This window comes from uncultured Flavobacterium sp. (assembly GCF_963975005.1).
Lineage (GTDB): Bacteria > Bacteroidota > Bacteroidia > Flavobacteriales > Flavobacteriaceae > Flavobacterium.
In genome coordinates this window covers 1-13,628 of the sequence record NZ_CAXBFR010000015.1, presented here as the reverse complement: position 1 = coordinate 13,628, position 13,628 = coordinate 1, and the positions used below count along the sequence as shown (strand labels likewise).

The 13,628-nt window shown below is 28.2% G+C and carries 15 protein-coding genes; 4 read left to right on the top strand and 11 right to left on the bottom strand.

Features of this window, described 5'->3' with window-relative positions:
* Positions 1-107: 107 nt before the first annotated feature.
* Entirely contained in the window at positions 108-728 is a 621-nt protein-coding gene (locus AACZ53_RS03280) for a hypothetical protein (RefSeq protein WP_339834747.1), read from the bottom strand.
* 1 nt (position 729) lies between these two features.
* Positions 730-1,065 carry a helix-turn-helix transcriptional regulator gene (locus tag AACZ53_RS03275; RefSeq protein WP_339834744.1) on the bottom strand — a complete coding sequence of 112 codons (336 nt, stop codon included), beginning with the start codon at positions 1,063-1,065 and terminating at the stop codon, positions 730-732.
* A gap of 141 nt (positions 1,066-1,206) precedes the next feature.
* Here AACZ53_RS03275 and AACZ53_RS03270 point away from each other — a divergent pair, with 141 nt between their 5' ends.
* On the top strand, positions 1,207-2,259 hold the full coding sequence (locus tag AACZ53_RS03270; RefSeq protein ID WP_339834742.1) for a ferredoxin--NADP reductase: 1,053 nt from the start codon (positions 1,207-1,209) through the stop codon (positions 2,257-2,259).
* A gap of 29 nt (positions 2,260-2,288) precedes the next feature.
* Here the strand turns inward: AACZ53_RS03270 and AACZ53_RS03265 are convergent, their stop codons facing one another.
* From AACZ53_RS03265 to AACZ53_RS03255, 3 genes are all read right to left on the bottom strand, one after another.
* A complete protein-coding gene (locus AACZ53_RS03265; protein WP_339834740.1) occupies positions 2,289-2,918 on the bottom strand; it encodes a hypothetical protein in 630 nt (209 codons plus the stop codon).
* Positions 2,919-3,019: 101 nt separating this feature from the next.
* On the bottom strand, positions 3,020-4,060 hold the full coding sequence (locus tag AACZ53_RS03260) for a glycosyltransferase family 9 protein (RefSeq protein ID WP_339834737.1): 1,041 nt from the start codon (positions 4,058-4,060) through the stop codon (positions 3,020-3,022).
* Between the two features lie 14 nt (positions 4,061-4,074).
* Entirely contained in the window at positions 4,075-4,680 is a 606-nt protein-coding gene (locus AACZ53_RS03255) for a DUF4254 domain-containing protein (protein ID WP_339834734.1), read from the bottom strand.
* Positions 4,681-4,754: 74 nt separating this feature from the next.
* On the opposite strand from AACZ53_RS03255, the gene upp reads away from it, so the two are divergent.
* Complete coding sequence (gene upp / locus AACZ53_RS03250) at positions 4,755-5,408, top strand: uracil phosphoribosyltransferase (RefSeq protein WP_339834732.1); 654 nt, start codon at positions 4,755-4,757, stop codon at positions 5,406-5,408.
* Here the strand turns inward: upp and AACZ53_RS03245 are convergent.
* Complete coding sequence (locus AACZ53_RS03245) at positions 5,403-6,332, bottom strand: DUF6427 family protein (protein ID WP_339834730.1); 930 nt, start codon at positions 6,330-6,332, stop codon at positions 5,403-5,405. The genes upp and AACZ53_RS03245 overlap by 6 nt on opposite strands.
* A gap of 47 nt (positions 6,333-6,379) precedes the next feature.
* On the opposite strand from AACZ53_RS03245, the gene AACZ53_RS03240 reads away from it, so the two are divergent.
* Complete coding sequence (locus AACZ53_RS03240; protein ID WP_339834727.1) at positions 6,380-6,610, top strand: uracil phosphoribosyltransferase; 231 nt, start codon at positions 6,380-6,382, stop codon at positions 6,608-6,610.
* Here the strand turns inward: AACZ53_RS03240 and purD are convergent.
* The gene (purD, locus tag AACZ53_RS03235) at positions 6,602-7,876 is read right to left on the bottom strand and encodes a phosphoribosylamine--glycine ligase (RefSeq protein WP_339834725.1); all 1,275 of its coding nucleotides are present in this window, start codon (positions 7,874-7,876) and stop codon (positions 6,602-6,604) included. The genes AACZ53_RS03240 and purD overlap by 9 nt on opposite strands.
* Positions 7,877-8,026: 150 nt before the next feature.
* On the opposite strand from purD, the gene AACZ53_RS03230 reads away from it, so the two are divergent.
* Positions 8,027-9,337: a phenylacetate--CoA ligase family protein gene (locus tag AACZ53_RS03230; RefSeq protein ID WP_339834723.1), complete on the top strand. Its 1,311-nt coding sequence runs from the start codon at positions 8,027-8,029 to the stop codon at positions 9,335-9,337.
* On the opposite strand, the gene AACZ53_RS03225 is transcribed toward AACZ53_RS03230, so the two are convergent.
* The 4 genes from AACZ53_RS03225 to AACZ53_RS03210 all read right to left on the bottom strand — a co-directional run.
* Positions 9,334-10,086 carry a glycosyltransferase family 2 protein gene (locus AACZ53_RS03225; protein WP_339834721.1) on the bottom strand — a complete coding sequence of 251 codons (753 nt, stop codon included), beginning with the start codon at positions 10,084-10,086 and terminating at the stop codon, positions 9,334-9,336. The genes AACZ53_RS03230 and AACZ53_RS03225 overlap by 4 nt on opposite strands.
* Positions 10,086-11,444, bottom strand: a complete 1,359-nt coding sequence (locus tag AACZ53_RS03220) for an undecaprenyl-phosphate glucose phosphotransferase (RefSeq protein ID WP_339834718.1) — start codon at positions 11,442-11,444, stop codon at positions 10,086-10,088. Before AACZ53_RS03220 ends, AACZ53_RS03225 begins: the two co-directional genes overlap by 1 nt.
* A gap of 78 nt (positions 11,445-11,522) precedes the next feature.
* Positions 11,523-12,506, bottom strand: coding sequence for a UDP-glucuronic acid decarboxylase family protein (locus AACZ53_RS03215; RefSeq protein ID WP_339834715.1), 984 nt, complete (start codon positions 12,504-12,506; stop codon positions 11,523-11,525).
* Positions 12,507-12,517: 11 nt separating this feature from the next.
* Positions 12,518-13,628: O-antigen ligase family protein (locus AACZ53_RS03210; RefSeq protein WP_339834713.1), on the bottom strand; the 1,111-nt coding region annotated here is incomplete at its 5' end.

Below are 13,628 nucleotides of genomic sequence, written 5' to 3'. Positions count from 1 at the left end.
TTTTATGATAAATTGTTACAAAGAATTTGCTAATTCGGTTTGTAAATCGTACCATTCTACATAATGTTGTTTTGTGAATTGGTATAAACGTTCTATTTGTTGATTAGTTAGTTCCATTTTGCTGAAATGCTTTTTTGGGACTTATTAAACTTAACTACAGTTTTAAAATAGTAAATGAAAAATGAAAAGCTTAAAAATAAAATAACGCTAACAGTATAAATATTTCCTTTAAAATCCCCAAAAAAACCTTCAGCAAAACCATTAATAAATATATTTATAAAATAAATAGCATTTAATATTAGTCCAAATTTCTCTAAAACATAATATCTTTTTCTTGCATTAAAAAAATAGATACTTGTGCTAATCACAAAAAATAAAAGCATTAAAATCCAAAACACAGAATTTAAAACAATTAAATTTTCTTGAAAAATAAAGCAAATTATAACTGTAAAAAACACAACAAACGCATTGTAGTTATTTGTCAAAGATTTTAAAAAAAGTTTTAAAACTTCAAAAGATGATTTTTTATTCATCTTAAAAATTTCATTTTTGTTTACAGGCATATAAACTTTAAAAGCATCATAAAATCCAATGTTTTTTTCTGTCATTTCTCTTTCAATTCCGTTTAGAATATGATCAAGCATTTCCATTCGAATATCAAAATAAATAACATTATTTTTTTTGAGGTAATTATCTATAAAGTTTATGTTTTCTTGTGTTGGTTTCATCTTAATAACTCAATTTAGGATTTACAATAGTTTGCATGTTCTTAATAAACTCTTCTAATTCAGATAAACGATTAACCGTTTCTTTTGTACCTTTTTCTGTTAATTTGTAGTATTTTCTTAATCGATTATCTACTTTTTCAACTTCAACATCTAATAAATCTTCAGCTTCTAATTTATGTAAGGCTGGATACAAAGCTCCTTCAGTGATGTTTAATTCTCCTTTAGTTATTTCCTTTACTTTCTGAGTAATTTCATAACCATACATTCTGCCATTTTCTTCTAAAAGTTTCATGATTATGGTGTTCAAACTTCCTTTATATAATTGTAAATTTTTCATTGTATTGAAATTTTATACTACAAACATACATAATATTCTTATACATTAGAATCTTATGTATTAAAAATTTCAAATTCTTTTTTCTTTTATCTTTTCTCTATATTACTAAGAAGTAGTATTTTTGTAAAAAGAAACTCAACTATGTCAGCATTCTATAAACTAGCTATAAAAGAAATTAAAAGAGAAACTCTAAACGCTGTTTCTATTTTATTTAATATTCCATCAGAATTAAAAGAAAATTATCAATTTATTGCTGGTCAATATGTTACTTTAAAACTAACCTTGGACGGACAAGAAATTCGTAGGGCTTATTCTATCTGTAGTAGTCCTAAAAGTGGTGAACTTCGTATTGCTGTTAAAGCCATTAAAAGCGGTTTTTTCTCTAAGTTTGCTAATGAAAGCTTAGCAGTTGGTGGTTTATTAGAAGTTGGAACTCCTGAAGGAAAATTCACCTTCGAACCAAAATTTGATAAACAAAAAAACTATGCTGCTTTTGTAGCTGGAAGTGGAATTACTCCAGTTATGTCAATACTTCAAACGGTTTTAGAAGAAGAACCTAAAAGTACTTTTGTACTCGTTTATGGAAATAAAAACGAAGAAGAAACTATCTTTCATCAACAATTACACGATTTACATTTAAAATATGTTGGTAGATTATTTGTTCACTACGTTTATAGTAAAATAAATGTTGATGGTGAACTTTTTGGTAGAATTGATAAATCTGCCGTAAACTTTGTTTTAAAGAATAAACATTCCCAAAAAGAATTTTCTAAATTTTATTTATGCGGTCCAGAAGACATGATTAACTTGGTTTCTGACACTTTAAAAGAAAATAACATAGTAGAAAAAGACATTAAATTCGAATTATTCTCAACACCAACCACTGAGAATGATGCTGTAATTTCGCATGAAGGACATACCAAAATTACCGTTTTAGTAGATGGTGACGAAGTGACTTTTGAAATGAGTCAAAAGCAAACTTTACTTGAAGCTGCTTTGAAGCAAGGATTAGATGCTCCATATTCTTGTCAAGGTGGAATTTGCAGTAGTTGTATCGCAAAAATCACAAAAGGTTCTGCTGAAATGAAGAAAAACACCATTTTAACAGACAAGGAAATAGCAGATGGATTAATTTTAACTTGTCAAGCCCATCCTACTTCTGAAGAGGTTTTTGTAGATTATGATGATGTTTAAAAATTAGTGATTAGTGAAAGTACTAAATGCTAAGCTTTTTTTATTTTCTTTATCCAATACATTATAAAAATTGTTCCAACAATTGAAGGTGAAATCCAGTAGATTAAGCCTTCAAAACGTAAACCTGCAACTAAAAAAGCAGTAATTGAAGCAATATATGCACCTGACATTTTTCCTATATGAAAAGGTAGGATTTTTGTTTTATCTATGTTTTTATAAAATTTGAAGTCTCTTATTGAGGTTAATAAAGCCGTTAGTCCAAAAAACAGATATAAGATTCCACCAGAATTATTTCTTAGAAGAAAGTAGGTTCCAAAAAACAACATGACTAAAGAGGCAACAAACATCACACCTGAAATCAATTTATCTGTGAAATTTGCTTCTTTTTTCTTTTTGAATAAAAGGATTCTATTTCCTGAAATTACTAAGTAAATTGTAAAAATTCCGATTAAGAATAAAAAGTTGTTTTCATGATTTGGTAACCAACAAATTGGAAGAGAAATTAAAGAACTAATCACCATTCCATAAGAAAAAACTTTTCCTGATTTTTTGTGATTTGCACTTCCTTTTATAAATAAAATACTTGCTAAACCTGATAAAAGAGCAATTCCTCCAAAAAAAGCGTGAATATAAATGAAGATTTTAATGACTTGTTCCATGATGTTTTATTTTTATAGAACAAACTTATATCAAATAGGCTGCTTGAAATATTTTAATATTCTGAACTGTTGAAATAGGTTAATGAGTTGTTATTTTCTTACTAGTTCTCAATGCTTGATACTACTTTTTCAACTGAAATACTTCGCATTACATCTTCATAGCCAGGAACAATTTTATTTCCATAAACAGATGTTGGTAATAAAGGATACTTTGTTCTATCAGAAACCAAACAGTTTTCCATAGGTTGATTGAATGGTTTGAATCCAGCATAAGGATGCGTTGCTCCCCAAAGTGTAACAACCTTAACTCCAAGCATTGCAGCAATATGTGAGTTACCTGAATCCATGGAAAGCATTACATCTAAATTTGAAATTAATTGAAGTTCTTCCGTAAAAGTTAGGTTTCCAGCCACAACAATTACGTTTTTGTGATGGTTTTGTAATTGATTTAATTTTTGAATTTCTTCTTTTCCACCACCAAATAACATGATTTTTTGATTTGGTTTTTTGGCTAAATCATCAATCACTTGTTGCATTAAATCTAAAGGATAGACTTTACTTTCATATTGAGCAAAAGGTGCAATTCCAATTAACTTCATCTTAGAGAAATCAGAAATCTCTCCAATTTTACTCAGGATATTGTTCGACAAAACTGCTTTTTCAGGAAACGTTGGATTAGCTAAATCAATTTGAAAACCTAATTTATTAAAAGTTTCAATATGTCTTTCAAACATTGATTTTGTAGGTTCAAAAATCTTATTTTCTGCACGTGTTAATGCTTTTTTATCGGCACGACCTTTGTCTGTTGCAGCCACTTTTTTTCCGCTTAAAGCGAATAAATTTCGAACTACTTTTGAACGTAACACATTATGTATATCTGCCACATGAGTAATTCCAAACTTCTTCAAATCTGAAAATAAACGTAGTAATCCTAAAAAACCTTTATGTCTTTCTTTTAAATCAACTCCAAAAAAAGAAACATATGGAATTGTATCAAAGAAAGGTTTAAAAAAAGGTCTAGAAATAACCGTAATTTTTACATCAGGATGTTGAATAGAAAAAGCTCTCAACACTGGAACTGTCATTGCGACATCACCCATAGCTGAGAGCCTTATTACTAATATGTGTTTTGTTTTTGGCATTTAAAAAAAAATGCTTATTTCTTATTTTGGTATAAAACAGGATTTAATTCATCATCGTTATACATTTTCATTTGTTTGTAAACTTTCATGAATTTATCACCATTTTCAAAATCAACCATTAATTGGTCAATCGAACTAAACATATCGCTTTTTTGATCTAAAAGAACATTCAGTTTTTCTTGACATTTTGCTCTATGTTCCGCTGAAGCTTCTATTCTTGTAGCTTCTTCATTCATATGATAAATTTTCAAAGCTAAAATTGACAAACGATCCATTGCCCAAGCAGGACTTTCAGTGTTTATCTTAGCATCATCTTTTACTTTAACTTCACTGTATTTTTGAAGAAAATAACTATCAATATATTCAACCATATCGGTTCGAACTTGATTAGAAGCATCAATTTTTCTCTTTAAAGTTAATGCTGCAACTGGATCAATTTGTGGATCACGAATAATATCTTCGTAATGCCATTGTACTGTATCAACCCAATTTTTGGCATACAATAAATGCTCAATTTGGTCTTTTGGATAAGGATTATTTATTGGTTGATCTACACTATCATGTACATGATAATCATTGATACTTTGTTCAAAAATGGTAAATGCAAATTTCGCAAACATAATTATATGGTGTTAATTTGTACAAAAATAGAGAATTTTTATACTTTTATCCTCAAAATCTAAATAATATTCCAATGCACATTCATTATATCTCTGAAGAAAACAGTATTCTAAATCATTTTTTAACCCAATTAAGAGATGTCAACATTCAAAAAGACAGCATGCGTTTTAGAAAAAACATTGAACGTATTGGCGAAATTATGGCATACGAATTAAGCAAAACACTTGAATATAAAAATATTAAAGTTCAAACTCCATTAGGTATTAAAGAAACTACAACTGTTGCAGACAATGTGGTTTTATGTTCTATTTTAAGAGCTGGCTTAGCTTTGCATCAAGGATTTATGAACTTTTTTGATGATGCAGAAAACGGATTTGTTTCTGCTTACAGACATCATTATAACAACGATGATGATTTCGAAATATTAGTTGAATATCAAGCAGCACCTTCTTTTCAAAATAAAAATTTAATTTTGATTGATCCGATGTTAGCAACTGGTCAATCTATTGTAGCTGTTTTAAACAAATTACATTTAGAACAAAAGCCCAAAGAAATTCACATTGCAGTAGTTATTGCTGCTCCTGAAGGAATAGCTTATTTAGAAGAACATCTTCCTAAAAACTGTCATTTGTGGGTTGCAGCTTGTGATGAAAAACTTAATGAGAAAAACTATATTGTTCCAGGTTTAGGTGATGCAGGTGATTTAGCTTACGGAAGTAAATTATAACTGTAATAAAAACATGGTAATTGAAACGAAAACTAATAAATAAAGTGTTGTTTCTTTCATCCAATTGGTCTTGATGGTTTCGATAAAATTAGCTCCTAATATAGCTAAAGGAGCTAAACTAAATATTAGATAACTGTTGTTTTTATGGTCGGATAAAACATAAATTAAAACCCCTAATAAAAAAGCAAACAGTATTTTTTTATAAGTTGATTGTTGGTTTAAAGGTTTATTCTGTACCTCAGTTATTTGAGTAGAAAAGAACAACAAAGCCACTGAACTAAATACTGCTAAAGCTATATTTTGATAAATGTTTTCAAAATAACTAAAGTTAAAACTTGTGTTGATTTCGCTATAAAGATCAGATATCAAATTGTTGTCTAAAATTAAGTCTACTAAAACACTTAAAATTGCAACTGCAAACAATGCTAATATTGGAATAATCCAGTTTTTGTAATTTCCAGACACGTGAAAAATAATAGAAATAAACACTAAAATTATAAATGAAATACACCAAAAATGAAACAACGTTGCTACAAATATCCAAAAAGAAGCATCGAAAATTTTCTCTTTAGTGTTTTTTAAGTTTTGCAAAGAAATTAGTCTTCTCAGTGCTAATAACAATAAAAAATTAGCGATTATTACATTTGGTGTTTTAAAAATTAAAGGAAAAAGAAACAAAAAAATGGAGAACAAAAGAATAGTATAATTATTCGATTTAGTTAAGTTGTTTTTTAAAGTTAAAAAATTAAGCAGCAAGTAAGACGCAAATAAAAACAGAAACAACCCTATTTTTTGTGCTATTTGCCAACCATCATTTGTCCAACTAGTTTCTTTAAATTGATACAAACCATATAAGAATAAAGTTATTATTCCTAATATTAAATAATTTATTGGTCTTGTTTTACTAAAAACACTTGCTATCATAAAGATATTTATTACTTTTGTGGTGTAAATATAACACTATTAAAAAAATGAAAGCATTTTTTGAAGGATTCGCATCTCTATTTGTTGATTTTTTATTCAAACCTTTTGACTGGTTAAGAGAACTAGAGTTAACAAATTGGTGGATAGCAAACATTATAAACTGGGTTTTTATTGTCGTTTGTATAGTTGCTATGGTCTACTGGACTAAAAAATTAAACATCTTCAAAAATAATGGTGAAGATGATGATAATACAACAGCACATTCGTTTTTAGGTTAAATCGAAACCTATATCTTTTCGATAATTCATCTTATCAAAATGTAATTTATTTATGTTTTGATAAGATTTTTTTATGGCTTCGTCAAACGAATTTCCGTATGATGTAATGGCTAAAACTCTCCCTCCATTAGATACTACTTTACCGTTTTCAAGTTTAGTTCCAGCGTGAAATACTAAGGAATCTTCAATAGTCTCTAAACCTGTAATTTCTTTCCCTTTTTCGTAGGCTTCAGGATAACCACCAGAAACTACCATAATTGTAGTTGCACTTCTTTCGTCAATTTCTAAAGTAATTTTATCTAATTCTTGTTTCGCAATAGCTTCAAAAATTTCGACTAAATCCGATTTTAATCTTGGCATAACCACTTCTGTTTCTGGGTCGCCCATTCTTACGTTATATTCAATAACTATTGGTTCTCCCTTCACATTGATTAATCCGATGAAAACAAATCCTTTGTAATCAATGTTGTCATTTTGAAATCCTTGAATGGTTGGTTTTACAATTCTAGTTTCAATTTTTTCTAATAAAACTGCATCTGCAAATGGTACTGGAGAAACCGCTCCCATTCCACCTGTATTTAAACCAGTATCTCCTTCACCGATTCTTTTATAATCTTTCGCAGTAGGAAGGATTTTGTAATTTTTTCCATCTGTCAATACAAAACAACTTAATTCAATTCCATCTAAAAACTCTTCGATGACTACTTTTGAACTTGCAGTACCAAATTTAGCATCAACCAACATACTTCTTAATTCGGTTTTGGCTTCTTCTAAGTCATTTAAGATTAAAACTCCCTTTCCTGCCGCTAGTCCATCTGCTTTTAAAACATATGGTGCTTCTAAAGTTTCTAAGAATTTACAACCCTTTTCAACAGTTTCTACTGTAAAACTTTCATATTTGGCAGTTGGAATGTTGTTTTTTACTAAAAATTCTTTGGCAAATTCTTTACTTCCTTCTAATTGAGCTCCAACTTTTGATGGACCAATTACTGGAATTTGATTAATTTCAGAATCATTTTGGAAGAAATCATAAATACCATTTACTAAAGGATCTTCTGGCCCAACAACAACCATGTTGATTTTATTTTGAAGAACAATCTTTTTGACAGCTTCAAAATCATTGGGATTTAAATCAATATTTGTTGCAATTTGACTTGTTCCTGCATTTCCTGGAGCTACATATAAATTTTGACATTTATCGCTTTGTAACATTTTCCAAGCTAAAGCATGTTCTCTTCCTCCTGAACCTAATAGTAAAATATTCATTTTTGTTGTGTTTAATCTGAACTTGATTTAGATTCTCATCTTAGTTAGTTCGGTTTAGTTGTTACGGCAAAAATACTTTGTTTTGTTTTTAAAATATAATTTTCGTTTAAAAAGTTTTAGTTTTCTTATTTTTGATAAAATTTACAAAACGTGTTTAAATTATTTGATTTTTCTTTACGAATTAATGGTTTTCCGATTAAGAAAGCTACAACTGAATTTGAAGAAATTTTAGCAATTTCAGAAGAAAAATTTGAAACTTATGTAACAAAAAAACGCAATGAAATTGTAAATTTTCATCTTCAAAACAATACGTTTTATCAAAAATTAGTTGGGAAAGCTGAAATTGAAAATTGGAATACTTTACCTGTTTTAACTAAGAAAGATTTACAACAACCTTTAGCCGAAAGACTTTCAGATGGTTATTCACCAAAAACTGTTTTTGTCAACAAAACTTCTGGTTCTAGTGGTGCTCCTTTTGTTTTTGCTAAAGACAAGATGTGTCATGCTATAACTTGGGCTTCTATAATTTATCGTTTTGGTTGGTATGGCATTGATTTTAATTCGAGTTACCAAGCTCGTTTTTATGGAATTCCGTTAGATTTTATTGGAAATAAGAAAGAACGATTGAAAGACTTTTTAGGTAATCGTTATCGTTTTTCTATTTTTGATTTGTCGGATTTTGTATTAGAAAATGTATTAGTGAAATTTAAAAATTCAAAATTTGATTATATTAATGGTTATACAAGTTCAATTGTTTTATTTGCAAAATTTCTACAGACAAAAAAAATTGTTTTAAAAACGATTTGTCCCACTTTAAAAGTTTGTTTGGTTACTTCTGAAATGCTTTTTGAAAAAGATAAAGTGTTGATGGAAAAGCAGTTTGGCGTTCCAGTTGTGAATGAATATGGTGCTTCTGAATTGGATTTAATTGCTTTTGAAAACACAAAAGGTCAATGGCAAGTTAATAGTGAAACTATTTTTGTTGAAATTTTAGATGATAATAATCAACCTGTTCCAAACGGAAAAGAAGGGAAAATTGTGATTACTTCCTTATATAACAAGGCTCATCCTTTTATTAGATATGAAATTGGTGATGTTGGCATTTTAGATGAAAAAAGTACGTTTAAAAAACCTATTCTTAAAAAATTAATTGGTCGTACAAATGATGTTGCTGTTTTGCCAAGCGGAAAAAAATCTCCCGGGTTAACGTTTTACTATGTCACTAAAAGTATTATTGAAGACGATGGAAATGTAAAAGAATTTGTAGTAAAACAAACTAAAATTGATTCCTTCGAAATTGATTATGTAAGTGAATTTGTTTTAACTTCAACTCAAATTAAGAAAATCGAAGATGCTATTGAATTGTATTTAGAACCTAATCTGAAGTTTATTTTTACAAGAAAAGACTTTTTAGAAAGAACTAAAAGAGGAAAATTGAAACAGTTTCAGTCTATGCTTTAATTTCTATATTTCATAAAACCTCTATACATCCAATGCAACATATAATAAGTGGATTGAAAAACAGTTAAATTTTCAACTTCTCTGTAAAATTGCCATTGATATTTCAATAAATTTGATTTTTTTCTAGAAAGGGAGTTTTCTCTAATGCGATAAATAGCTTTTGGTTCTTGAATTCCGTAAGCAAAAGGAATCTCTTTTAAATATTGCAACCACAAACCCATATCTTGACGTTTTCTGATTAAAGGCATTGATTTTTTACCTAAAGTTTCAATATCCAAAAAAGCAGTTAAACAACTAATCGAATTTGATTTTAAAATATCGGTATAAGTCACTTTTTTAGGAACAATGAAATCAGAATGAATGAAATTTAGTTCTTCATCTGAACGTTTATATGAAGAAAACACAAAATGAATTCCAGTTTCATGAATGGTTTTGATGCTATTTTCGATAAAATCTTCAAACCAAATATCATCTGCATCTAAAAACGTCATGTATTTTCCAGAAACATTTTCAATTCCTTTGTTACGAGCTACTGCTGGTCCTGAATTTGATTCTAATTGATAAAGTTGTATTCTGTTGTCATTAGCAATAAAAGACTTGATTAAATCAATTGTATTGTCAGAAGAGCAATCGTCAACCAAAATCATTTCCCAATTTTGATGGGTTTGTTTTTGAACAGATTGGATGGTTTCAGCAATATATTTTCCTGAATTGTATGTTGGAGTAATTATGGAAACTAAATCGTTCATTAATATGCTTTATCATCTCCTTTAAAAATATTTACTACGGTTTGAATTATAATTTTGATGTCCATTATAAAAGACCAATTTTCAATATAGAAAACATCGAATTTTATTCTATTAATCATGTCGTCATCCGTTTCAATTTCTCCTCTAAATCCTTTTACTTGTGCCAAACCTGTTACTCCAGGCTTTACATAATGCCTAACCATATATTTTTTAACCTTATTGCCATAAGCTACATTTTGTGACCATAAGTGAGGTCTTGGTCCAACTACAGACATTTCTCCTTTTAATACATTAAAAAATTGAGGTATTTCGTCTATGCTTGTTTTCCTTATAAATCGACCTATTTTAGTTACTCTTGGGTCATTTTTTGAAGCTTCGGTTTCTGATGTTCCATTTAACTTCATGGATCGAAACTTATAACAACTAAATTCTTCTTCGTTAATTCCTGGTCTACTTTGTTTAAAAAAGACGGGGCCTTTTGATTCTAATTTAATTAATATTGCCAAAAGTGGTGTTAACCATGAAAGGACGCCTACAACTATTAGTATTGAAAAAACAACATCAAAAGTTCTTTTTATTAGTTGAATTGTAGGATTGTGAAGCGGTGTTTTTTGCAGTGTTAAAACAGGAAATAATTCGTAATAATTTGTTCTAAAATTTTTCGAAAACACATCTGTTGAATCTGGAATAAACTTGATTTCAATTTTATTTGCATCTGAAAATTCTACCAATTCTTTCATTTGATTATTAGAAATTTCATTTAAAGAACAATATATCTCATCTATATTGTTTTCAATACAAAAAGTATAAAGTAAATTGGTTTTGCCTATTATTTTTTCATTCTTTTTTTTATCTGAAAAAAAACCTTTAAACCTATAACCATAGTCATCTCTTTCGTCAAAAATGTTTTTTAAGTTAATTGCTTCATCCGTAAAACCAACAATTACAACATTTCTATAATTATTTCCTGTAGATAATCGATATTTTTTTAAATAATAAAAAAACAGCGTTTTTATTATTATAATTATTAAAAAAAGAACTAATATGTAAATAGATATCGCTTTTCCGCTAAAAATTGATTTTTTATAAAAAGGGAAAAAAGCTATGACAACAAGACTAAAAAAAATTGCCTGTTTTACTATTTTTGTAAGTATTTCTACAGGTGTCGTAAACCTAAAGACTTCATAAAATTTTGTAGAAAAAGAAACAATTATCCATGAAAAAAACAGAAAAATCCCAAAATGTATATTATTTATACCTAATCCTTTAAAAAAGTAAGGAAAAAGTAATAAGATAAGTATTATGTCCAATAAAATACTTATTGGTTTAATATATTTAGAATATCTGCCTTTATTCATGTGTAGATATTTGTTTCTTTTTATTTGTCAAATGTGATGTAAAGAAGATAAAATACCTCTTTTGAACATCTATTTTAATTAATGGATATATTTAGTAAAATCCTTATGTTCTTCTTTCATTAATTCCTCTTTAGATAAAGATTTGAAATAATCATATGTTATTTTCATTCCTTCTTCTCTTGAAACTTTTGCTTCCCAACCTAATATGTTTTTTGCTTTAGTAGTATCCGGTTGTCTTTGCAATGGATCATTCATAGGTAAAGGATGATAAACAACTTTTTGCTCTGTTCCTGTCAATTTTATTATCTCGTCTGCAAAATCTTTAATCGTAATTTCATCTGGATTTCCAATGTTAACTGGCAAATGATAATCTGAAAGTAATAATCTATATATTCCTTCAACTTGATCATCTACATAACAAAATGATCTAGTTTGACTTCCATCTCCAAAAATGGTTAAATCTTCACCTCTTAACGCTTGACCAATAAAAGCTGGAATTACCCGTCCGTCATTTAATCGCATTCTAGGTCCATAAGTATTAAAAATTCTAACAATACGAGTTTCTACACCATGAAAAGTATGATATGCCATAGTAATGGATTCTTGAAACCGTTTGGCTTCATCATAGACGCCTCTTGGTCCAATTGTATTAACGTTTCCGTAATATTCTTCCGTTTGAGGGTGAACTAAAGGGTCACCGTAAATTTCCGATGTAGATGCAATTAGTATACGTGATTTTTTTACACGAGCTAATCCTAATAAGTTATGTGTTCCTAAAGAACCTACTTTTAAAGTTTGAATAGGAATTTTTAAATAATCTATAGGACTTGCGGGTGAAGCAAAGTGAAGAATATAGTCTACTTTTCCTGGTACATGAACAAACTTTGTAATATCATGATGATAAAATTCAAAGTTTTTGTCTTTAAATAAATGTTCTATATTTTTTAAATCTCCAGTAATAAGGTTATCCATTCCAATTACGAAATAGCCTTCCTTAATAAATCTGTCACATAAATGTGATCCTAAAAAACCAGCTGCACCAGTAATTAATATTCTTTTCATCTAATTGAAATTTACTCTTTTTTGGTATAATTAAATAGGCAATAAAATGCAGTAAAAAAAACCACACCTCTTTGTCTCCACAAAAAAGATTCCGTCAAAAATAAACTAATCATTAGAACTGCAAAAGCAATATGCATAAAATCTTTGTGTTTTATCGCTTTTTTGAGATTTACATATAAAATTATAAATAAAATTAGAAGCCCGAACACCCCTAATTCTGCAAAAACTTGAATATATTGATTGTGAAAGTTCTTTTTTTGGTAGCCCTCAACTTGATTATTACCTTGAAAAACATTGTAATGAATTCCTTTTTCTTCAAGTTTTTTATAGGACGCGTTAAGACCAAAACCTTTCCAAAAAATATTATCTTCTTGTAAAAACTCGAAAAATAAACGCGTTTGATAAACTCTAAAAGAAGAGCCTGAAAAATAATCGGTTTGGTTAAATTTTTCATTATACCAAGCTTCTTTCATGCTAATAATATTGGAACCTATTTCTTTTTTATTAATTACAGTATGACCAATATTGCTTTCTTCTTTTATTTTAAATTCAAAGATTAAACGTTCTTTAATTAAGCTAAAGGAAAGAACTGACAACAATACAACACCTAAAATTATTATATTCCTCAAACGCATTTTATTTGCTGATTTAGAATAATAGAAAAAATAAATTCCTGAAAGAAGAATTGTTGAAAGTATAATGTTTTTAGAAGATAGTAAAAGAAGAAATATTAATAGAAAAACAACTAAGATATAATCGTTTATCTTTTTCAAATCTTTAGTTAAAAAATAAAAAAGAGCAAGGGTAACAAAAACAGAAAAATGAACAGCATTTAATTCTTTAGTAACTAAATTATGAAAGAAAAAAACACTTAAATCTTTTATTAAAAAATAATTATAAATTGCTTTTGTTAAAAAAAATACTGCTAAAACAACAATTGAATAACTATAATATTTGAGGATTTTATCTTTATTTAGGATAATAATATCTTTGCATAAAATAAAGCATATTGGAATAATTAATAGTGGAATTTCTTTTAGTAATGCTTCTAAAGTTAGGGCTTTATCTATACTCCAAAGCCAAGAAATTATCATTAATATGTAAAAAAAGAGTACCACATCA